Source organism: Rhizobacter sp. J219, assembly GCF_024700055.1.
GTDB lineage: Bacteria > Pseudomonadota > Gammaproteobacteria > Burkholderiales > Burkholderiaceae_C > Rhizobacter.
The window spans coordinates 3790369-3811204 of sequence record NZ_JAJOND010000001.1 but is presented as its reverse complement, the minus strand read 5'-3'; the positions used below and the strand labels follow the sequence as shown (position 1 = coordinate 3811204).

The following is a 20836-nucleotide window of genomic DNA, read 5'->3' as shown; positions in this document are numbered from 1 at the left end:
CTGGCATGCGGATTGCGGCAGGTATCCTCCCCGCTCTCCCAACCGTCCCTGCTTGCGAAAGGCCCGCGCCATGCCCCAGACCATCCCCGCCACCCTGATCCCCGGCGACGGGATCGGTCCTGAAATCATGGACGCGACCCTCGCCGTGCTCGACGCGGTGGGCGCCCCCTTCGAATGGGACCGCCAGGTGGCCGGCCTCGGCGGTGTGGCCGCCGCCGGCGACCCGCTGCCCAAGGCCACGCTCGACAGCATCCGCCGCACGCGCCTGGCGCTGAAGGGCCCGCTCGAAACGCCGTCGGGCAGCGGCTATCGCTCCTCGAACGTGCGCCTGCGCGAGGAGTTCAAGCTCTACGCCAACCTGCGCCCGGCGCTGACGGTGATCCCCGGTGGGCGCTACGACAACATCGACCTCGTGATCGTGCGCGAGAACCTCGAAGGCCTGTACATCGGCCACGAGCACTACGTGGCGATCGACGGCGACCCGCACGCGGTGGCCATGGCCACCGGCATCAACACCCGCGCCGGCAGCCGCCGCCTGCTCGAATTCGCCTTCGAGCACGCCATCGCCACCGGCCGCAAGAAGATCACCGTGGTGCACAAGGCCAACATCATGAAGGCGCTGACGGGCATCTTTCTCGAGACCGCGCAGCAGGTCTACGAGGCCAAGTACAAGGATCGCATCCAGTTCGAGACGGTGATCGTCGACGCCTGCGCGATGAAGCTGGTGCTCAACCCCTACCAGTTCGACGTGATCGTCACCACCAACCTCTTCGGCGACATCCTCTCCGACCTGGTGGCCGGCCTGGTGGGCGGTCTCGGCATGGCCCCGGGCGCCAACATCGGCACCGACGCGGCCATCTTCGAAGCGGTGCACGGCTCGGCCCCGGACATCGCGGGCAAAGGCATCGCCAACCCGACTGCGCTCATCCTCGCCGCCGCGATGATGCTCGACCACGTGAAGCTGCACGACAAGGCCGAGCGCGTGCGGCGTGCGGTGCACGACACGCTCAACGTCGACAACGTGCGTACCGGCGACCTGGGGGGCAAGGCGAGCACCTCGGCCTTTGCGCAGGCGCTGGTGAAGCGGCTGAACTGACGGCCCCTTGACCCGCGTCCGCGTCTAGGCCGTGCCGAGAAGGCGGCCGGGTTTCGCGTTGACCGAGAAGCTCAGCGTCGGCCCGCCGTACAGCGTGATCGTGTAGGCCCCGCCGTTGTCGAGCGTCACTGGCGCGACGGGCACGTGCACGTTCAGCTCTTTCAGCGGCAGCGGCGGCCCGTAGGACGCGCCGCGTTTCATGAAAGTGTCGATGGCAGCCGGCAGGGCCATGCCGGCGGTGAGGGCAGCGAGCGAGGACATGGGTGTTTCGAATGCGGGCGCCACTCTAGTGGAGCGGCGTCGAGGGAGCACTCACCCTGAGTGATGTCGCCGCCAAATTCGGGCGTTTTCAACAGCACCGGCGCACATCGGCACCAGGCCTCTTGCGCGTCAGGCTCGTGCCAGCCAGGCCCCGGCGTCGTCGACGGTGAGCGGCGTCGCGTAGAGCGCACCCTGCAGCACCTGGCAGCCGGCCTGCCGTGCGGCCTGCGCCTGCGCTTCGGTCTCCACGCCTTCGGCCACCACGTCGAGCTGCAGCACGGCCGCGAGCTGGCAGATCGCCTTGATCACCGCGCCGGCATCGGGGGCGGGCAGCGGCTCGATCAGCGAGCGGTCGATCTTGACCGTGCTCACCGGCAGGCTGCGCAGCAGGTTGAGCGACGAGAAGCCGGTGCCGAAGTCGTCGAGCGCCACACGCACGCCCAGCTCGCGCATCTGTCGGATCTGGTCGCGCGCCTGCTCCATGTGGGTGACGGCGGCGCTCTCGGTCAGTTCGAGCGTGAGCAAGGCCGGCGGCACGCGATGCCGGGCCAGCGTGTCGGCCACCAGCTGCGGGAACTGCGCGTCGATCAGCTGCAGGGGCGACACGTTGACGGCCACCGGATAGGCCTCGCCATGCTCCGCGCGCCAGCGGGCGATCTGCTGGCAGGCCTGGGCCAGGATCAGCCGGCCGAGCGGGCCGATGAGGCCGGTCCGTTCGGCCGCGGGGATGAAGTCGCTCGGCGCCACCCGGCCCTGGCCCGGGCGGTCCCAGCGCACCAGGGCCTCGAAGCCCACCAGCGCGCCGCTCTTCGCATCGACCTTGGGCTGGTAGAAGAGCACGAACTCGTCTTTGCTGACGCCGGCGCGCAGGCCCTGCTCGGCATCGAGCACCTGGCCCGAGCCGCGCTCGAACCCTTCGGGCGGGAACTGCAGCGAGGTGCCAGGCACCGACTTGGCCCGGTGCATCGCCGCGGTGGCCGCACGCAGCAGCGCCTCCGGCGTGCCGGGGCCGACGGGGTGCAGCGCGGCCCCCATCGACACATCGAGGAAGAACTCGTGCGGCGTGTGCGTCAGCGACGGCACGTTGAGCGCCTGCGCCAGCCGCTCGCGCACCTGCTCGCCCAGGGCCCGCACACTCGCTTCGTCGTGCGCCTTCGGCGCCAGCAGCGCGAACTCGTCTTCGCCCAGGCGCAGCACCTGCGCGTCGCCGTTGACCGCCTGCTGCAGCGCGCCGGCGAGCGTGCGCAGCACCTCGTCGCCGAGCGAATGGCCATGGGCTTCGTTGAAGAGCTTGAAGCGGTCGACGTCGAGCAGCAGCAGCGCGAAACGTTTGCCGGGCTGCGCGCACAGCTGGCGCAGCCGCTCGTGCAGCGCGTTGCGGTTGGGCAGGCCGGTCAGGCCGTCGTGCGTGGCCTGGTGCTGCAGCGCGCGGGCGGCGTTGTGCTGCACGGTCTCGTCGGTCACCACCACCTGCTCGGCGGGCTGGCCGTCCCAGTCGATGCGCCAGGCGGTGAAGCGCAGCTGGATCGGCGTGCCATCGGCGCGCACCCGCACGCCGTCCCAGTTGGCCTGCGGGATCTCGCCGTCGATCACCTGGCGGTGGCGCTCGCGGGCAGCCAGGCGCTCGCTTTCGGTGAGGGCGCTCGGGCCGCGCCAGAAGGTGTTGAGGTCGGCCAGCGAATTGAGGCCGTAGACCCGCAGCAGTGCCGGGTTGGCGTAGAGCACGCGTTCACCCTGCACCACCGCCACGCCCTGGTGCGAATGCTCGACCAGCTGCTGGAAGCGCAGGCGCAGGCGGCGTGACTCCTCCGAGGAGCGTGTCACCGCGGTGTGCAGCAGCGCCAGGCCGAGGATGAGCCTCAGCACGCCGGCGATCGCCAGCTGCACGCCGAGCCCGGCCTCGCCGGTGACGACGAAGATGTACTGGTTGGCGCCCACCAGCACGAGCAACCCGCCGACCAGGCGCTCGGCGAACCCGCGGTTCCACAACCAGCCCAGCGCGACCATGCCGGCGGCCATGTGCAAGGTGGCACTCGACGCCTGCGCCCAGCGGGCGTCGATCTGGATCAGCCCGAGGCCGAGTGCGAAGAGGCCGCCGAAGAGCCAGAGGATGTGCCGGCGGGAGGGCACGTAGCCGGCCAGCCGTGCGCTGCCGAGCATCAGCAGGCCCACGTACAGCGCCGACACCACCACCACCAGCAGCGTGCCCGCCCCGCGCGCCAGCGGCCACGGCGCCCGCGTGCTCAGCATGTAGGCCACCGGCACCAGCGTCTGCGCGAGGTAGGCCCAGCCGAGGTCGCGGGTGAAGACCTGCCGCGGATCGCGCCACCAGGTGAGCAGCAGCGACAGGCCGACGATGAGGTTGATGGCCGTCGTGAAGCCGAAGGAGAGCGTATAGTCCAAGGGTCAGTGCCCGGCCAGGATCCAGCCGGCCGCCCGCTCGGCAATCATCAGCGTGGGCGAATTGGTGTTGCCGCTGGTGATGGTGGGCATGATGCTGGCGTCGACCACGCGCAGGCCGCGCACGCCGTGCACCTTGAGGCGGGCGTCGACCACGGCGAGTGGGTCGGCTTCGGGGCCCATCTTGGCCGTGCCCACCGGGTGGAAGATGGTGGTGCCGATGTCGCCAGCAAGCCGCGCCAGGTCTTCGTCGGTCTCGAACTGCGGGCCCGGCTTGATCTCTTGCGGCGCGTAATTCGCAAGCGCCGGCTGGGCCACGATGCGCCGTGTGACGCGCAGCGACTGCGCAGCGATGTGGCGGTCGGCCTCCGTACTCAGGTAGTTGGCCTGGATCAGCGGCGCATCGAGCGGCGAGGCGCTGCGCAGCTGCACCTGGCCGCGGCTCGTCGGGTTGAGGTTGCACACGCTGGCGGTGAACGCGTTGAACGGGTGCAGCGGCTCGCCGAAGGCGTCGAGCGACAGCGGCTGCACGTGGTATTCGAGGTTCGGGTGCGGCTGCGACGGATCGCTGCGCGTGAAGGCGCCCAGCTGAGAGGGCGCCATGCTCATGGCGCCGGTCTGCTTCAACAGGTATTCGAGGCCGATCAACGCCTTGCCCCACCAGTGGCGCGCCTGGGTGTTGAGCGTGCGCACGCCGGTGACGCCGTAGACGGCGCGGATCTGCAGGTGGTCTTGCAGGTTGCCGCCCACCCCCGGCAGGTGGTGGCGCACCGCGATGCCGTGGTGCTGCAGCACGCTGCCGGCGCCCAGGCCCGACAGCTGCAGGATCTGCGGCGTGTTGACCGCCCCGCTGGCGAGGATCACTTCGGCGCGGGCATGCGCGACGTGTGGCTCGCCGCCGCCGTGCGGCAGCACCTCGACGCCGATCGCGCGGCGCGCGTCGTCGCCCTCGCCAAACAGCACCCGCGAGACGTGCGCGCCGGTCCACACCTGCAGGTTGTCGCGGTCGAGCGCGGGGCGCAGGAAGGCCTTGGCGGCATTCCAGCGGATGCCGCGGCGCTGGTTGACGTCGAAGTAGCCGACGCCTTCGTTGTCACCGCGGTTGAAGTCGTTGCTGTGCGGGATGCCGGCCTGCTGGGCCGCTTCGGCAAAGGCATCGAGCACGTCCCAGCGCAGGCGCTGCTTCTCGACGCGCCACTCGCCGCCGGGGCGTTTGCCGGTCATGTCGAAGCCGGGCGCGGCGTGGAACTCGTCGGCACCCTTGTGGAAGTCTTCGTGCTTCATGAAGGCCGGCAGGCACTCGCGCCAGCTCCAGCCCTCGTTGCCGAGCGCGCCCCAGTGGTCGTAGTCGCGCGCCTGACCGCGCATGTAGATCATCCCGTTGATGCTGGAGCAGCCGCCCAGCACCTTGCCGCGCGGGTAGCGCAGCCGGCGGCCGTTGAGTCCTGGGTCGGGCTCGGTCTGGTACAGCCAGTCGGTGCGCGGGTTGCCGATGCAGTAGAGATAACCGACCGGAATGTGGATCCAGAGGTAGTCGTCCTTGCCGCCGGCTTCGATCAGCAGCACCCGCTTCTTCGGGTCGGCACTCAGCCGGTTGGCGAGCAGGCAGCCGGCGGTGCCGGCGCCGCAGACGATGTAGTCGTAGACAGGCGTTTCTGAAGGGGATGTTGGGTTCAAGGACGGGGGCCCGGCGGTTCGGCGCAAAGTCTAGCCGCCGCCCCCTTGGTTTGACCCCCGTCATGACCCTCGTTGTGCGCAAGGTGTTGGTTTCAATTGTTCGCCGGTTGTGCGGCGGGGGTGCCGGGGCTGCGCAGCAGCGCGTACCAGTCAACCCGGCGCGTCATCACCATCGCCGAGGCGAGCACCACAAAGAGCAGCAGCGAGCCGATGACGAGCGAGGTCTGCTCCATCTGCAGCAGCAGGTACAGCGCCCCGTAGAGGCCTGCGATGCCGGCGCCGAAGAGGGCCCCGGCGCGCCAGCCGCCGAGCAGGTGGCGGCCGTAGAAGCCGAGCAGCGACACGCAGGCCGCACTCGCCAGCGCATACGACCTGCCGAACGACAGGTGCTCCGACAGGCTCAGCAGCAGCAGGAAGAAGATGCTCAGGGCGCTGCCCACCAGCAGGTACTGGATCGGGTGCACCCGCAGGCGACGCATCACCTCGGCCAGGCCCACCGCGACAAAGGTGAGCGCGATGAAGAGCAGGCCGTACTTGATGGCGCGGTCGCTCATCGAATAGGGGTTCACCGGGTCGATGAACGAGATGTTGAAGCTCTCGATGCATTTGCCTTCCGGGCCCTCGTGCGCGGCGCACAGACCGGCACCGCGGGCGAAGTCGAGCGGCGCGGTGGTGGCCAGCGACGACATCTGCCAGGTGGCGCTGAAGCCGTCGTCGCGGACCTCGCGCGCCACCGGCAGGAAGCGGCCGCCGAACGAGGGGTGCGGCCAGTTGGCGTCGAGCTTCATGCGGGTGTCGTCTGCGACCGGCGCGACGGCAAGCTCGGCCGTGCCCACGAGTTCGAGCGTCACCTCGGCAATGACGGGCGCATCGGCCTGGCGCAGCGCTTCGGGCAGGCGCACATGGAACCCGCGCGGGTGGCTCTTGTGGCCCGTGCCGGCCGCCACCATGAGGCTGTCGCCGCCGACCTGCACCGCGGCCTGGCGGATGCCTCGGGCATCGCTCACGCCCACCATCAGCACCGGTGGCTGGCACACCAGCCGCGAGCCGGCGTGTTCGGCCACCGGGCGCAGGGCGGCCAGCGTGGGCCACTGCGCCTTGAACTGGGTGCGGCTCACGTAGGTGTTGACCTTGAAGAGGCCGCGGTAGCGCGGCTCCATCGTCACCGCCGCCTGCACCGCGAGCTGGCGCGGCGTGGCGGTGAGCTGGAACTCGCGCCGGTGCGTGGTGGTGCTGCGCTCGCGGCCTTCGCCGGTGACGCTGTCCCACTCCTCGCTGCACTGGCTGTGCAGCACCGGGCCGAGCAGCGCCTGCCGGCCCGCCTGGCTCTGCTCGACGCTCGCCAGCGCCTCGTGGAAGCGCTGCTGGCGCTCGTCGGCCAGGCTGCCGATGCGGCCGAGGGCAAGCATCAGCAGCCCGACGATGACGGTGATCGCCAGAACCTTGGCGAGGAGGGGGTTCAATCTCATGTGCGTGGCTCCCGGGTTGAAGCGCCGCACTGTCACGGCCGGCCGTGAAGTCGGGATGAAGCCGGTGTGAAGCCCGGACGGGGCGCTCAGCGCACCGTCGACGCCAGGATGGGGAAGAGCTTGATCAGCCCGTCCGACATCACCTCGACCGCGAGCGCCGCGAGGATCAGGCCCATCAGCCGCGTCATCACGTTGATGCCGGTCTTGCCGAGCACGCGGGCGATGCGGCCGGCGGCGCTGAAGGCCAGCCACACCGAGACGCCGATCACCACGCCGTACCCGACGAGATAGGCCAGCTCCCACCAGTGGCGGGTCTTGTCGGCGTAGATCACCATGGTGGAAATGGTGGCCGGGCCGGTGAGCAGCGGGATGGTGAGCGGCACCACCGCGATGCTGTCGCCGGCATCGACCTTGTCGTCGCCCTCGCTCACGTCTTCTTCGCGGGTTTCGGCCTGACGTGCATTGAGCATCTGCAGCGCCGAGATCAGGAGCAGCGTGCCGCCACCGACCTGGAAGGACGCGAGCGAGATGCCGAAGAACTCGATGATCTTCAGGCCCGCCAGCGCGCTGACGGCGATCACCACGAAGGCGCTGAACGCCGCGACCCGCACCGTGCGGCGGCGCTGCTCGGCGCTGAAGCCTTCAGTGAAGTGGATGTAGAAGGGAATGGCCCCGATCGGGTTGACGATGGCCAGGAGCGCGATCAGCGGTTTGAGCAGGTCCATCGGGGCGGGGTTCTCCGTCAGGCCGTGGCGAGTTCGCGCAGGTAGCGCAGGCCGGGCACAGCGCGCGCACCGTACCAGCTCAGCAGTTCGCCGTCGACCCGCTGCACCACCGCCTGTGGGCACAGTGCCTGCGCGGCCTGCCGGTGCGCGTCGTCGAAGCGGAAGGGCTCCGAACTCAGCAGCACGCGCTGCACCGAGGCGAGCCAGGCCTCGTCGCCGCGCACCACCGGATAGCGCGCGGCGCCGCGCTCACCGCCTGCGAGCGCCGGCTCGGTGTGCCACTGCACCATGGCCAGCATGCGCGAGAGGTAGGTGTCGCGGGCGACCGTCATCCACGGGTCGTGCCAGATCAGATAAAGCACCCGCTGGGGCGCCGGCGCCACGCGGCGACACTGCGCCAGCTGCTCGCGCAAGGCGTCTTGCAGGCGCTCGGCCCGCGCCGCCACGCCTGGCAGGTGACCGAAAGCCTCGACGAGCTGGGCCACGAGCGCGAGGTTGTCGTCGGGCGCGTTGGGGTGGGTCACCAGCAGTTCGGCACCCATCGCCTGCAGCGCCGGGACGATGTCGACCCGGTTTTCATCGACATTCACCAGCACGTGCGTGGGTGCCAATCGCCGCAATTTGGCGAGATTCACATCCTTGGTGCCTCCCACTTTGGGCACCTCGCGCAACTGCGGTGCAGGGTGAATGCAAAACCCGGTGCGCGCCACCAAATGCCGGCCCAAACCCAATTCCACAACGAGCTCGGTGAGACTGGGCACCAGGCTTGCAATACGAATGTCCTGCAGGTTTCGCATCGGGCAGCTCTCAAAACAACAGTTTCAACTTGAGCGAATTGCAGGGCTTTCCACTATTTGCGCGGCTTTGCAGAATGACTTGATAATGGAAATTCCCCGGTATTGGATGCAGCGCCTTCGCTTGAATGTTTCTACTCGAATGTTTCGAGGATAGGTAAAAGCTCCAGATTGTTCTCTGTCATCAGGAAAGAAAGGCGCTCTCCATGGGCAACAAACTCTACGTCGGCAACCTCGCCTACAGCGTGCGCGACGACGACCTTCAACAAGCGTTCGCGCAATTCGGCACCGTGTCCTCGGCCAAGGTCATGATGGACCGCGACACCGGCCGCTCCAAAGGCTTCGGCTTCGTGGAAATGGGCTCGGACGCTGAAGCGCAATCTGCGATCAACGGCATGAACGGCCAGGCCCTCGAAGGCCGCGCCCTCGTGGTCAACGAAGCCCGTCCGCGCGAAGAGCGTCCGGGTGGCTTCCGCTCAGGTGGTGGTGGCGGCTTCGGCGGTGGTGGCGGTGGCCGCTCCGGCGGTGGCGGCGGCTACGGCGGTGGTGGTGGTGGCGGCTACGGCGGTGGCGGTGGTGGTGGCCGCGGCGGCTACGGTGGCGGCGGTGGCCGCTCCGGTGGTGGCGGTGGCTACGGCGGCGGTGGTGGCGGCTACGGTGGCGGCGGCGGTGGCCGCGGCGGCTACTGATCGCCACCGGCTGACAAGCCGATTCAAACGCAAGGCGGTGGATGCGAAAGCATCCACCGCTTTTTCGTTTGCTCTCGGCGTTCTCTATTCGCCCTGGCGTTGTTTGCGCGGCCGCCCGGCGAGCGCCAGGTCGAAGACGGCGTTGGGCAACGCGCGCAGCAGCTTGGCCACGAGCGCCATCTGCCAAGGAATCACGCGGTAGCTGTGGCCCGCGGAGATGGTGCGGAAGGCACGCTCTGCGAAGGCATCGGCCTTCATCAGAAACGGCATCGGGTAGCGGTTGCGGCGCGTGAGCGGGGTCTCCACATAGCCCGGCGCGATGGTGACGACCTTCACACCCACATCGCGCAGCTCGCCACGCAGGCTCTCGCAGTAGCTGATGGTCGCCGCCTTGCTGGAGCAGTACGCGGCATGGCCGGGCAGGCCGCGGATGCCGGCCACGCTGGCGATGCCCACCAGCGTGCCCGAACGGCGAGCGCGCATCGGCGTGACGAAGGGCTGGAAGGTTGCCGCCATGCCGATGTTGTTGGTCTCGTAGACGGTGCGCATCATCTCGAGGTCGTCGTAGATGGCGGTGTCGATGCCGATGCTGATGCCGGCGTTGGCGATCACCACGTCGGGCAGGCCTTGGGCCTCGATGCAGGCGCGGCCGGCGCCGGTGATGCTCGCGATGTCGCGCACGTCGGCGCCATAGACGGCCACCCGCGAAGCCTCGAGGCCTTCGCGCTCGGCCCATTGGCGCAGCTCGCCCTCGCGCCGGGCCACCAGCGCGAGCCGATAGCCGGCGCGGTAGTAGCGCAGCGCGAGCGCCTGGCCGATGCCGCTCGACGCTCCGGTGATGTAGACCAGCGGGGCAGTGCTCATCGTGCGGGGTCCTTGGGCGATCGGGGCTGGAAGCTCGCGCGCATGCGCCCGCTGAACTGGATCAATCGGTCGAGGTGGCTGTACTCCATGCCCTCGGCAAACACCTGCGTGTCGCCACGGGTGACCGTGACCGGCAGGTGCGACTTCACCCGCTCGGTGTCGAGGAACGCGTGCAGGAACTCGCCGCGAAAGTCGAGCGCCGGGGCGGTGGGGGTGGCTTCGCTGACCACCTGCGCGCCCCCGAGCAGCTGCACCTCGGTGCCGGCGCCGTTGGCGATGCCGCGGCGCGCACTCGCGTAGGTGATGCGGCCATCGGCACCGATCGCGCGCACGCGCACGTTGTCGATCTCGACGGTGTCGGTGTCGGGGTAGTGGCGCAGGGCGTCGCCGTCGATCTGTGCCTTGAGCGGCCCCTGCGCGCCGAAGCGCTGCACCGAGAAATTGCGCATCTCGTAGTCGGGCTCGTGGCGCAGCGGCGCGGCAGCGCGGTCGCGTTCGATCACCGGCGTGTTCTTCACCAGCCACCAGGTGCCGAGCGCCAGCAGCGCCATCATCAGGAGGGGCAGGTAAGCCGAAAAGAACTCGAGCACGCGCCAGCGCCAGGGCTGTTCGGTGCCGGCCGACGGGCGGTCAGCCGCAGCGGTCACACCGGCCAGGGGTGCGGCCATGGGCTCATCCCGCCGCATCGAGCGTGACAAGGTGGCCGTGCAGCAGGGCCGCGTAGCGGTTGGCGGCCATCAGCAGCAGGTCGCAGAACTCACGCGCCGCGCCGTGCCCGCCCGGGGTGCTGGTGACGTGGTGCGCGATCGCACGCACTTCGGCGTGGCCGTTGGCGGGGGCGCAGGCGAAGCCGGCGCGCGTCATCAGCGGCAGGTCGGGCCAGTCGTCGCCCATCGCGGCCAGCGCCGGCCAGTCGAGCGACAGCTGTTGCAGCAACCCCTGCGCTGCCGCCAGCTTGTCGTGGGCACCGTAGACGGCGTGGGTGATGCCGAGGTCGGCCACCCGCCGGCGCACTGCCGGTGAATCGCGGCCGGTGATGACGATGGGGGTGATGCCGCCCTGCGCCAGCAGCTTCAAGCCATGGCCGTCAAGCGTGCTGAAGGCCTTGAACTCTTCGCCGTGCTCGCTGATGTAGATGCGCCCGTCGGTGAGCACGCCGTCGACGTCGAAGATCGCGGCACGCACGGGCTGGGCCTTCAACAGAAGCTCGGGTGCGAAGCGCAGCACTGGCGTCAGCTCACGCATCAGATGACCTTGGCGCGCATCAGGTCGTTGAAGTTGAGCGCGCCCACCAGCACCCCCTGGTGGTCAACGACCAGAACACTGGTGATGCGGTGCGCCTCCATCAGGTCGGCCGCCTCCACTGCGAGCACATCGGGGCGGATGGTGCGCGGCTGCGTGTGCATCACCTCGGCCGCAGACAGCGCCCGGAGGTCGCGGCCGCTTTCAATGCCGCGCCGCAAGTCGCCGTCGGTGAAGATGCCTAGCACCTTGCCTTGCGGGTCGGTGATGGCGGTGGCGCCGAGGCCCTTCTGCGTCATCTCGCGCATCATGTCGACGAAGGGGGTGCCGGGCGCGACACGCGGCACGTCGTCACCGCTGCGCATCACGTCGCGCACGTGGGTCAGCAGCTTGCGGCCCAAGCTGCCGCCGGGGTGCGAACGCGCGAAGTCTTCTTCGCGGAAGCCGCGGGCGTCAAGCAGCGCCACGGCCAGCGCATCGCCGAGCGCCATCTGCGCGGTGGTGCTGGCGGTGGGCGCGAGGTTGAGCGGGCAGGCCTCGGCGTCGACTGCGCTGTCGAGCACGATGTCGGCATGCTGGGCCAGGGTGGAATCACGCCGGCCGGTCATCGCGACCAGCGTCACGCCGATACGGCGGATGGCCGGCAGGATGGCCGTCAGTTCGTTCGCCTCACCGGAGTTGGAGATCGCCAGCACCACATCGCCCGGCGCCACCATGCCGAGGTCGCCATGGCTGGCCTCGGCGGGGTGCACGAAGAACGCCGGCGTGCCGGTGGAGGCGAGCGTGGCAGCGATCTTGCGGCCCACATGGCCGCTCTTGCCCATGCCCATCACCACCACGCGGCCGGTGCAACGCAGGATGGCCGACATCGCCCGCCCGAAGTCATCGCCCAGGCGGGTCTTGAGTCCGATCAGTGCCGCGGCCTCGATGTCGATGGTCTTGCGTGCGAGGTCCAGCGCACGATCGGCATCGAAGTGGGCAGAAAGAGGGGTGGCAGAGGACACGAGGAAGGGCTTGTGGGCGAAGCTGTCCAGTACGATCGGGCGATTGTAGGCACGCGGCCTGTGCCCCTTCCGTCCCTGCTTGCGCCATCACCAGCGCCCTCATGGTCAGCACGCTTGAACTGGTCCTGCTCTATCTGATTGCCGCCGTGGGCGGGGTGGTGGCGTGCCGCATGCTGCGCCTGCCACCGATGCTGGGCTACCTGGCGGTGGGCGTGCTGATCGGGCCGAATGCACTGGCACTCGCCAAGGACTCCCCGAGCGTCACCTACCTCGCCGAATTCGGCGTGGTATTCCTGATGTTCGTGATCGGGCTCGAGTTCAACCTGCCCAAGCTCAAGAGCATGCGCAAGCTGGTGTTCGGCCTCGGCCTGAGCCAGGTGGTGCTGACGGTGCTGATCGCACTCGCCGGCAACGCGCTGCTGGCGTGGGCGTTCGCCACGATCGGGCGCGAATGGGGCCTCAACTGGCGCAGCGCCTTCGCGCTCGGCGGCGCGCTCGCGATGAGCAGCACCGCCATCGTGGTCAAGCTGATGGCCGAGCGGCTGGAGCTGGAAAGCGAACACGGCCGGCGCGTGATGGGCGTGCTGCTGTTCCAGGACTTGGCGGTGGTGCCGCTGATCGTGCTGATCCCCGCGCTCGGCTCGTCGCCGGAGGAGCTGATGCGCGAACTGGCGCTGGCCACGCTCAAGGCCGGCGCGCTGCTGACCGTGCTGCTGGTCGGTGGCCAGCGGGTGATGCGCTGGTGGCTGACGCTGGTGGCGCGTCGCAAGAGCGAGGGCTCTTCATCCTCAACCTGCTGCTGGTGACGCTGGGCCTGTCGTGGCTGACCGAGCACGCCGGCCTGTCGCTCGCGCTCGGCGCCTTCGTCGCCGGCATGCTGATCGCCGAGACCGAATACAAGCACCAGGTGGAAACCGACATCCGGCCCTTCCACGACGTGCTGCTCGGGCTCTTCTTCATCACCATCGGCATGAAGCTCGACATGGAGATCGTGCTCTCGCAGTGGCCGCTGGTGCTGCTGCTGAGCGCGGTGCCGGTGGCATTCAAGTTCGGGCTGGTGGCCGCGCTCGCCAGGCTCTTCGGCGCGGCCACCGGCGTGGCGCTGCGCACCGGCCTCTACCTCGCGCAGGCCGGCGAGTTCGGCTTCGTGCTGGTCAACCTTGCGCAAGGCGAGGGCCTGCTGTCGCCGGCACTGCAGAGCGCGGTGCTGGCGAGCATGGTGCTGTCGATGCTGGCCACGCCTTTCATCGTGATGTACAGCAACCGCATCGTGATGCGCCTGTCGGCGAGCGACTGGCTCATGCAGTCGGTGGCGATGACGAGCATCGCCAAGCGTGCGATCAACACCGAGGCGCACGTCATCATCTGCGGCTACGGCCGCAGCGGGCAGAACCTCGCGCGCTTGCTCGACCTGGAGCGCATTCCCTACATGGCGCTCGACCTCGACCCCGACCGGGTGCGTCAGGCCGCAGCGGCGGGGCAGAGCGTGGTGTTCGGCGACGCGGCCCGCCTGCAAAGCCTGATGGCCGCCGGCCTCGCGCGGGCCAGCGCGGTGGTGGTGAGCTACCACGACACCCCGTCGGCGCTGAAGATCCTGCACCTGGTGCAGGAGCACGCGCCGACCGTGCCGGTGGTGGTGCGCACGATCGACGATGCCGACATCGAACGCCTGCGCGCCGCCGGTGCGACCGAGGTAGTGCCCGAAGCGGTTGAGGGTTCGCTGATGCTCGCAAGCCATGCGCTCGCGCTCGTGGGCGTGCCGATGCGCCGCGTGATCCGTGTGGTGCAGGACCAGCGCGACGCGCGCTACAGCCTCTTGCGCGGCTACTTCCACGGCGCCGACGACGACACCGTCGACGACCTGCAGCAGGCGCGCCTCTTGAGCGTGAGCCTGCCGCCGGCCGCCGCGAGCCTGGGGCAGCCGCTCGCCGACCTGGCGCTGCATGCGGTGGGCGTGAGCGTGGTGTCGGTGCGGCGGGCGTCGGGCAAGGTGACGAACCCCGACGACCAGCTCACGCTGGCCGCGGGCGACACACTGGTGCTCTCAGGCCTGCCCGAGGCGCTGGCACTGGCCGAGGGCAAGCTGCTCGGCCGGGTCTGAGCCGGCCGAGCCCGGGTCACGACAGGCTCAGGGGCAGGGCACCTGGGCGACGATCGCCGGGCGCAGGGCGTTGACCGTGCCGCTTTCGTCCTGGCCGCGCGTGTTGTTGGTGAAGGTGCAGCCGTAGGTCGGCGCCGCCACCGTGGCCGGGGTCAGCACGTCGTCACCGGCAGGCCGCGCACCGCCCGCTTCCCAGGCCACCATGTCCGAAAAGGCCTGCACCTGCTCGGCGATGGTGAAGTCGCAATGGCTCGCACCGCGGATGGCGCGTGTCACCAGATACTGGCTGTTGCCCCGGGCCGCGGTGCGCTGCGCGTACACCTGCAGCATGTTGAACGGCACGAAGAGGTCACCCAGCGTGTGGATGGCCACCACCGGAATCCGGAATTCGCCGTTGACCTTGGGGATCCAGCGCAGACCGTCGCGGCGCAGGCGGTTGGCCTCGGGATCGGCCGTCACCTTCTGCGCGGCGGCGTTGATGGCAGCCGAGGTGGTGGCGTCCCCGGTGATGGTGTAAGTGAAGGCGTTGGTGTCGATGCCGGGGCGGTTGAGGATGCCGTTCACCGTGCCGTCGCCGCCGAAGGTGCCGTAGGCCGACGGGAAGCTGCCGCCGAACTGCAGGCCTTGCGCGAAGAGCGGGCGCGGGCCGCCGGTGAGGTTCTCGACGATCGAGGCGTAGCGGGCACCGGCCACCGCGGTGGTGGTGATTGGCGTCGTCGGCGCGGCGGGCGTGGGGAAGGTCTGAAAGAGCGTGCCCGTCACCAGGCCCGACACCTCCGACCAGCGGGTGAACGGGTAGTTGGGAATGCCGGCCACGGCCAGCGCCGAGACCTGCATCGCGGCGAAGGTGTCGAAGAGCACGGTGTCGCCGGTCACGCCGCACATCGGCACCGCGCCGTGGTAGCGCACCTTGTTGCGCGCGGTGGCGAAGGCTTCGTCCTCGATCGCGGCGGCGGTGATGTGCCCGCCCATCGAGTGGCCGGTGATGTAGAGCTTGGTCGGTGCCGGCAGCGGGCGCGAGTTGGCCTGCGCGATGCGGTTGAACTCGAGCGCCAGGGCGTTGGTGTCTTCCACACCGGCACGCACGTCGTAGTAGTTCTTCGTGTAGCTCGACGCGGCCCAGGCGTAGCCGTTCATGATCAGGTGACGCCGGATCGACGGAGGGTTCACGCCGAGCGCCGCGCCGGTGCCGGCGTAGCCGTGGGCGTACATCACGAGGCGGCCGTTCCAGTTGGCCGGAACCTCGACCCGGTAGGCCGCGCCGTTGAGCACGCCGGCCCAGCGGCTGGTGCCGTTGAGCGTGTCGATGTCGGTCTGGCTCGCCCCGGCCAGCGGCGGCATGGCCGCGAAGGTGGTCGCCGGCGTTGCGGTGAACGTTCGCGAATCCTGCGCACGGGTTTCTTCCGGCGCCGGCGCATCGTCGTCACCACCACCACAAGACGCGAGCAGGACCGCGCCGGCCACGGCGGCCAGCCGCAAGGAAGGGAAGGATTTCATCGAAGTCTCCTGGGATCGTTGCTGTTCGGGAAGAAGCGCGCTTTTGTGCGCGCGTTCTTTTCGACAGTACCCGCCCGTGCAATTGGGCGATCAGCGGGCTTTCCCGTTACGGCTCGTCACTTGAGGGACAAACGGTTCTGCAGACCGGAATACGCCCCGGCGATGGCCGAACTTGCCACTCCCGTGGCACGAACCGACATTCGATCGAGGCCCGACCCAAGACCGGATCGGGGCGAAAGCGCCGTCAGGCGAAGGGCATCTTGTTGGCCATGTTGGCGCGCATGCGCTGCGCCATCACCCCCCGGCCGCCCGAACGATCTCGAGTGCGAGGGCGGGCGAGCGCTGGGCCAGCTCTTCCAGGCGCGGGCCACGCAGCGCCCAGACCACCGACGGCGTGACCGCTTCGACGCTCGCCATGCGCGGGCCGTCGCCGAAGAGGCCGGGCTCGCCAACCACCGAGCCCGGGCGCAGGATCGCGATGCGATTGCTGCCGGGCGCGCCCCCGGTCACGAACACCTGCAGCGAACCGCGGCCGAGAAAGTACATGCTGCGGTCGGTGTCGCCCTGCTTGATGAGCAGGTCACCGGCACGGATGTCGTGCTGCGTGAAGTAGGGGCCGACGGTGCGCCACTGCTCGGCGTTCAGCCGGGCCCGGAACGCATCTTCCGTGTTGAGCGTCTGGATCGCGTTGACCAGTTCGTTGAAGTCCATGGTGTGCACGAGGCCCGTGAAGTGAGCGCTGCGGCTCAGGTGGGGCGATTATCGGCGTCGGGCAGAAGCACCACAACGGTGACTGCGACCAGGTGTTACGCGCGGCCCACGCGCTGCAGCAGGTCCTGCATCAGCAGCTCCACGTCGTGTTGTAGGCGCACCCGCTCGCGGCCGGCGCAGGCCCTCGCAGCGAGCTGCTCGTCGCTCGCTTGAAGCGCCTCGCGCAAGGCACGCGCGAGAGCCCCGACATCTCCCGGCCGGACCAACCAGCCCGACTCGCCATGCCGCACCAGTTCGGGAATGCCGGCAACATCGGTCGCCACCACCGCGCGGCCCCACGCAAAAGCCTCCATCAGCACGATGGGCAGGCCTTCGGCGAAGCTCGGCAGCACCGCCACCCGGGCCTCGGCCAGGGCCCGTGCGACGGCCGCTCCATCGGCCCAGCCGGCAAAGCGAACGCGGTCAGCCAGGCCAAGAGCCCGTACCTCGCGTTCGAGCGACGGGCGCAGGCCGCCATCGCCCACCAGCGTGAGCGTGGCGGGCAGGCCCTCGTCGCACAGCCGGCGCAGCGCCTGCAGCAAGACGCCATGCCCCTTGCGCGCTTCGAGCCGGGCCACGCAGACGAGGCGCGGCGCGGCGGGCAGGGAGGGTGGCGCCGGCCGGGCGCCCGGGTTGTCGATGCCACAGCGCAGCAGCGCAACCTTGCCGTGGTGATGCGGTGCCAGCACCGCGTGCAGCAGACGCACCCCGTGCTCGGAGATCGGTGCGACGAAGCTCGCTTGTTGCAGCTTCCAGTCCCACTCGCGGCGCGAGAAGGCTTCGAATTCCTCCGGCCCGTGGATGCGCAGGCTCACCGGCGGCCCGCCCAGCTGGCGGCACAACGCGGCGATGCCGACCGCGTTGCCGAAATTCGCATGGATGTGGCTGCAGCCGCGCGACAAGCGCAGCAGCACGCAGGCCTCGCCCAGGTACATGAGGTAGGTCCAGCGGCCGCGCCGGCTCGACCGGCCGACCTGCCAGGCGCTGTGCAGGGTGCGCGCAAAGGCACGCGGACGGCGAATGGCCGTGGCGAGCAGGCTGGCACCGGCACGCCACACCGAGGCGGTGGTGTAGGCGGTGCGTGCCGCCTCCGCGTGGTCGGCCGGCTCGACCAGCGGGCCGGCAAAGCGCCGCGCGGCCACCCGCACGACCGAGACGCCGAGCACCGTCAGCGCCTCGATCTCGCGCCGCATGGTGGTGTGGCTGGGCGCCGGGTAGACGTTGGTGAAATAGCACAGGCGCAGCGGCGCCGGCGTGCCGTGCCCGTTCACATCACGCCTTCGAATTCGCGCGCCCGCGGCATCAGCGTCTTGCGGTTGATGCGGTGCACCGCCGAAAGCAGCCGGCCCATCGCACGGCGGTGTTCGGACGAGTGCGTCTCCTGGTTGTGGTGTTCGACCTGGGCCATCGCCGCGTCGTGCGACAGCACGGTGACACCACGAAAGCGCTGCGGCTGGGCCTGCAGGCGGCGGTGCAGCGTGGTGCCCATCACCACGTTCAGGCGGTTGAGCGACACCCGCTCGATGGCGTCGTGGTGCAGCTCCAGAAACGCCGCGCTCGCATGCACGTCCTGCGCACGCTCGCCGGGGTAGCCGGTGATCATGGTGCAGCGGGTCGAGATGCCGGCCGCGGCGGCGTCTTGAAGGAAACGGCCGACAGCCTCGCGCCGCGTGCCTTTCTTCATCAGCTCGCCCACGTGTTCGCTGCCGGTTTCGAGACCGGTGGTCAGGCGCACGCAGCCGCTGGCCGCCGCGGCGCGCAGCTCGCCGGCGCTCAGCCCGTTCTCGCCCGGGCCGACGTGAACGGCACCGATCCATTCGGCCCCCGGCACCGTGGCCTGCACCTGGGCTGCAAGGCTTCGCCACATCGTGAGATCGCTGTTGAGCTTGAGGTCGGTGAAGACGAAGCGCGAGACGCCGAGCCGGCGATGGTGGTGCGCCATCTCCTGCAAGACGTTGGCCGGGCTGCGGCTGCGAAAGCTGCGGCCCGCCGTGCTGGTGACATCGCTGCAGAAGGTGCACACGCCCCAGCCGCAACCACGGCCGGTGACGATGGGGGCGATGCGGTTGGGGTAGCGGCCCCACGGGAAGTCCTGGTAGTCCGGGAACGGGACCTCGTCGAGCCGCGTCAGCGGCGGCGCCACCTGGCCGCACACTTCACCGAGGGCGTTGGTCGAGATCACGCCGGAAAAGGGCCCGAGGTCGCCACCCTCGATCAGCGTGCGCACGATCTGCGGCAACTCCAGCTCCACCTCGCCCGCGGCAAGGGCCGACAGGCCGGGCGTGCCCATCCACTCGCGGATGACCTCGGGCTGGCTGAAGTATGGGCCGCCGATCAGCACCGGCACGCCGGCATCGCGGCACAGGGCGCCGATGCGGTCGCACACCGGGCGGTACATGAGGTAGGTGGAGATGAGCACCACGTCGGGCCGGGTGCTCGCGAGGCTTTGCGCAAAGCCCTCGACCACCTTGTCGTGGTGCGCCGCCAGTTCGGAGACACGCCCGTCGGCCAGGCGCTGGCGCCAGCGGCGCACCCAGGCCTGCGACGACGTGGCGGCACGGTGGTTGAGCTTGGACACCAGCAGGCCCAGGCGGTGCGGGCGCTTCTCGCGCACCACCCCACCAACGCCCACCATCAGCGGCGAGAAGACCTCCACCTGCAGGCCATCGGCCCGCAGGATGGCGGCCATGTAGCCGATCGGCAATGTCGGATAGCGCGCGAAATTGTTGAGATCGACGAGGAGAACCCTCTTCATGGTGTGCACTGTGTCGTGCATGACTCCCTCCCTGTTGGACGTTAGTCCGTCATTCTTGGAGAGGGCGCCGGCAAAGACGATCCCGGGTTCAGGGGCACTGCCGCGCGAGGGGAGCAGTCACTTGCCGATGCAGAAGCGGCTGAAGATTTCGCCCAGCAGATCGTCAGGCGTGAAGGCACCGGTGATTTCGGCCAGCGCGTTGTGGCCCAGGCGCAGCTCCTCGGCCAACAGGTCGAGGGCCGGCTGCGGGGCGCGCAGCTGCGCCTGCGCAGCGTCCAGGTGCGCACGGGTGCGCTGCAGCGCATCGACGTGGCGGGCACGGGCGATGTAGACCCCTTCCGGCTGCGCATGCCAGCCGGCGAGCTGCAGCAGGCGTTGGCGCAGCGTGTCGAGCCCGCTGCCGGTCTGGGCCGAGATCGCGATGCCGTCGCCGGTGGGGGCAGCCTTCAGGTCACATTTGTTGAAGACGTGCAGCACACGCTCGGCGAGCGGGGCGAGGCGTTGCGCGATGAGCCGGTCGTCGGCGTCGTAGGCCGGTTCGCCGACCCGCGTGAGGTCGTGCAGGAAGAGCACCGCATCGGCCTGGCCGATGGCGTCCCAACTGCGCGCGATGCCGATGCGCTCGACTTCGTCGCCGGTGTCGCGGGTGTCGCGCAGGCCGGCGGTGTCGATCACATGCAGCGGCACGCCTTCGATCTGGATGGTCTGGCTGACCTTGTCGCGGGTGGTGCCGGGGATGGGGGTGACGATCGCCAGCTCCGCCCCGGCCAGCGCGTTGAGCAAGGAACTCTTGCCGACGTTGGGTTGGCCGGCGAGCACGACGCGGATGCCTTCACGCAGCAGCGCCCCTTGCCGCGCATGGTCGAGCACGGTGGCAAGCTGGCCGCGGATCGCGTCGAGCTGGCCCTGTGCATCGGCTTGCTTGAGGAAATCTATTTCTTCTTCGGGGAAATCGAGCGTCGCCTCGACCAGCATGCGCAGGCGCACGATCTGCTCACGCAAGGTGTCGACCTCGCGTGAAAACCCGCCCGACAGCGAGCGGCTGGCCGAGCGTGCCGCAGCCTCGGTGCTGGCGTCGATCAGGTCGCTCACCGCCTCGGCCTGGGCGAGGTCGAGCTTGTCGTTCAGGTAGGCCCGTTCGGTGAACTCGCCCGGCTCGGCCAGGCGCAGGCCGATGTGCTGGCCGAGCTCGAGGCAGCGTGCAAGCAGCAGCTGCAGCACCACCGGGCCACCATGGGCCTGCAGCTCGAGCACGTCTTCGCCGGTGTAGGAATGAGGCGCCGGGAAATGGATCGCCAGGCCGCGGTCGATCGGCTGGCCCTCAGCATCGAGAAACGGCCCGTAGGTCGCGAGGCGCGCGACCAGCGCGCGGCCGCAGAGACCGTCGATCAGCGGGCGCAGGTCGCGCCCCGAGGCGCGCACGATGCCCACCGCGCCACGCCCCACGGCGGTGGCGATGGCGACGATGGGCTGGTGGTGGCGCGGCAGCATGGCCGCATTCTCCGCGCGGTG

Annotated in this window: 17 protein-coding genes and 1 pseudogene; 3 read left to right on the top strand and 15 right to left on the bottom strand. The window is 69.6% G+C overall.

Going from position 1 to position 20836, the window contains the following annotated elements; genetic code table 11:
- The first annotated feature begins 70 nt into the window (after window positions 1-70).
- Window positions 71-1096, top strand: coding sequence for an isocitrate/isopropylmalate dehydrogenase family protein (locus LRS03_RS18015; RefSeq protein ID WP_257827169.1), 1026 nt, complete (start codon window positions 71-73; stop codon window positions 1094-1096).
- A 24-nt stretch (window positions 1097-1120) separates the two neighbouring features.
- On the opposite strand, the gene LRS03_RS18010 is transcribed toward LRS03_RS18015, so the two are convergent.
- From LRS03_RS18010 to LRS03_RS17985, 6 genes are all read right to left on the bottom strand, one after another.
- Window positions 1121-1357 (bottom strand): hypothetical protein, encoded by a 237-nt coding sequence (locus LRS03_RS18010; RefSeq protein ID WP_257827168.1) that lies wholly within the window; start codon window positions 1355-1357, stop codon window positions 1121-1123.
- Window positions 1358-1486: 129 nt separating this feature from the next.
- Window positions 1487-3760 carry a putative bifunctional diguanylate cyclase/phosphodiesterase gene (locus LRS03_RS18005; protein WP_257827167.1) on the bottom strand — a complete coding sequence of 758 codons (2274 nt, stop codon included), beginning with the start codon at window positions 3758-3760 and terminating at the stop codon, window positions 1487-1489.
- A gap of 3 nt (window positions 3761-3763) precedes the next feature.
- Window positions 3764-5434: a GMC family oxidoreductase gene (locus LRS03_RS18000; protein ID WP_257827165.1), complete on the bottom strand. Its 1671-nt coding sequence runs from the start codon at window positions 5432-5434 to the stop codon at window positions 3764-3766.
- Window positions 5435-5526: 92 nt separating this feature from the next.
- On the bottom strand, window positions 5527-6903 hold the full coding sequence (creD, locus tag LRS03_RS17995; RefSeq protein ID WP_257827164.1) for a cell envelope integrity protein CreD: 1377 nt from the start codon (window positions 6901-6903) through the stop codon (window positions 5527-5529).
- Between the two features lie 86 nt (window positions 6904-6989).
- Window positions 6990-7628, bottom strand: a complete 639-nt coding sequence (locus LRS03_RS17990; protein ID WP_257827163.1) for a MarC family protein — start codon at window positions 7626-7628, stop codon at window positions 6990-6992.
- Between the two features lie 17 nt (window positions 7629-7645).
- Entirely contained in the window at window positions 7646-8425 is a 780-nt protein-coding gene (locus LRS03_RS17985) for a helical backbone metal receptor (RefSeq protein ID WP_257827162.1), read from the bottom strand.
- 203 nt (window positions 8426-8628) lie between these two features.
- Here LRS03_RS17985 and rbp point away from each other — a divergent pair, with 203 nt between their 5' ends.
- The gene (gene rbp / locus LRS03_RS17980; RefSeq protein WP_257827161.1) at window positions 8629-9111 is read left to right on the top strand and encodes an RNA-binding regulator; all 483 of its coding nucleotides are present in this window, start codon (window positions 8629-8631) and stop codon (window positions 9109-9111) included.
- 84 nt (window positions 9112-9195) lie between these two features.
- On the opposite strand, the gene LRS03_RS17975 is transcribed toward rbp, so the two are convergent.
- From LRS03_RS17975 to LRS03_RS17960, 4 genes are read right to left on the bottom strand one after another with little or no spacing between them, the layout of a single operon-like run.
- Window positions 9196-9975 carry an SDR family oxidoreductase gene (locus LRS03_RS17975; RefSeq protein WP_257827160.1) on the bottom strand — a complete coding sequence of 260 codons (780 nt, stop codon included), beginning with the start codon at window positions 9973-9975 and terminating at the stop codon, window positions 9196-9198.
- Window positions 9972-10643 carry an LPS export ABC transporter periplasmic protein LptC gene (lptC, locus tag LRS03_RS17970; protein ID WP_257827159.1) on the bottom strand — a complete coding sequence of 224 codons (672 nt, stop codon included), beginning with the start codon at window positions 10641-10643 and terminating at the stop codon, window positions 9972-9974. The genes LRS03_RS17975 and lptC overlap by 4 nt, the downstream gene beginning before the upstream one ends.
- Window positions 10644-10647: 4 nt before the next feature.
- Window positions 10648-11220 (bottom strand): KdsC family phosphatase, encoded by a 573-nt coding sequence (locus tag LRS03_RS17965; protein ID WP_257827158.1) that lies wholly within the window; start codon window positions 11218-11220, stop codon window positions 10648-10650.
- Window positions 11220-12221, bottom strand: a complete 1002-nt coding sequence (locus LRS03_RS17960; RefSeq protein ID WP_257827157.1) for a KpsF/GutQ family sugar-phosphate isomerase — start codon at window positions 12219-12221, stop codon at window positions 11220-11222. Before LRS03_RS17960 ends, LRS03_RS17965 begins: the two co-directional genes overlap by 1 nt.
- 101 nt (window positions 12222-12322) lie before the next feature.
- Between LRS03_RS17960 and LRS03_RS17955 the strand changes: the two are divergent.
- Window positions 12323-14322: pseudogene (locus tag LRS03_RS17955) on the top strand (cation:proton antiporter).
- Between the two features lie 27 nt (window positions 14323-14349).
- Here the strand turns inward: LRS03_RS17955 and LRS03_RS17950 are convergent.
- From LRS03_RS17950 to mnmE, 5 genes are all read right to left on the bottom strand, one after another.
- A complete protein-coding gene (locus tag LRS03_RS17950) occupies window positions 14350-15819 on the bottom strand; it encodes an alpha/beta hydrolase family protein (RefSeq protein ID WP_257827156.1) in 1470 nt (489 codons plus the stop codon).
- A 294-nt stretch (window positions 15820-16113) separates the two neighbouring features.
- On the bottom strand, window positions 16114-16530 hold the full coding sequence (locus tag LRS03_RS17945) for a cyclic nucleotide-binding domain-containing protein (protein WP_257827155.1): 417 nt from the start codon (window positions 16528-16530) through the stop codon (window positions 16114-16116).
- Window positions 16531-16625: 95 nt separating this feature from the next.
- Window positions 16626-17840 (bottom strand): glycosyltransferase family 4 protein, encoded by a 1215-nt coding sequence (locus LRS03_RS17940; RefSeq protein WP_257827154.1) that lies wholly within the window; start codon window positions 17838-17840, stop codon window positions 16626-16628.
- The gene (locus tag LRS03_RS17935; protein ID WP_257827153.1) at window positions 17837-19324 is read right to left on the bottom strand and encodes a B12-binding domain-containing radical SAM protein; all 1488 of its coding nucleotides are present in this window, start codon (window positions 19322-19324) and stop codon (window positions 17837-17839) included. The genes LRS03_RS17940 and LRS03_RS17935 overlap by 4 nt, the downstream gene beginning before the upstream one ends.
- Before the next feature lie 117 nt (window positions 19325-19441).
- Complete coding sequence (gene mnmE, locus LRS03_RS17930; RefSeq protein WP_257827152.1) at window positions 19442-20815, bottom strand: tRNA uridine-5-carboxymethylaminomethyl(34) synthesis GTPase MnmE; 1374 nt, start codon at window positions 20813-20815, stop codon at window positions 19442-19444.
- Between the last annotated feature and the right edge of the window lie 21 nt (window positions 20816-20836).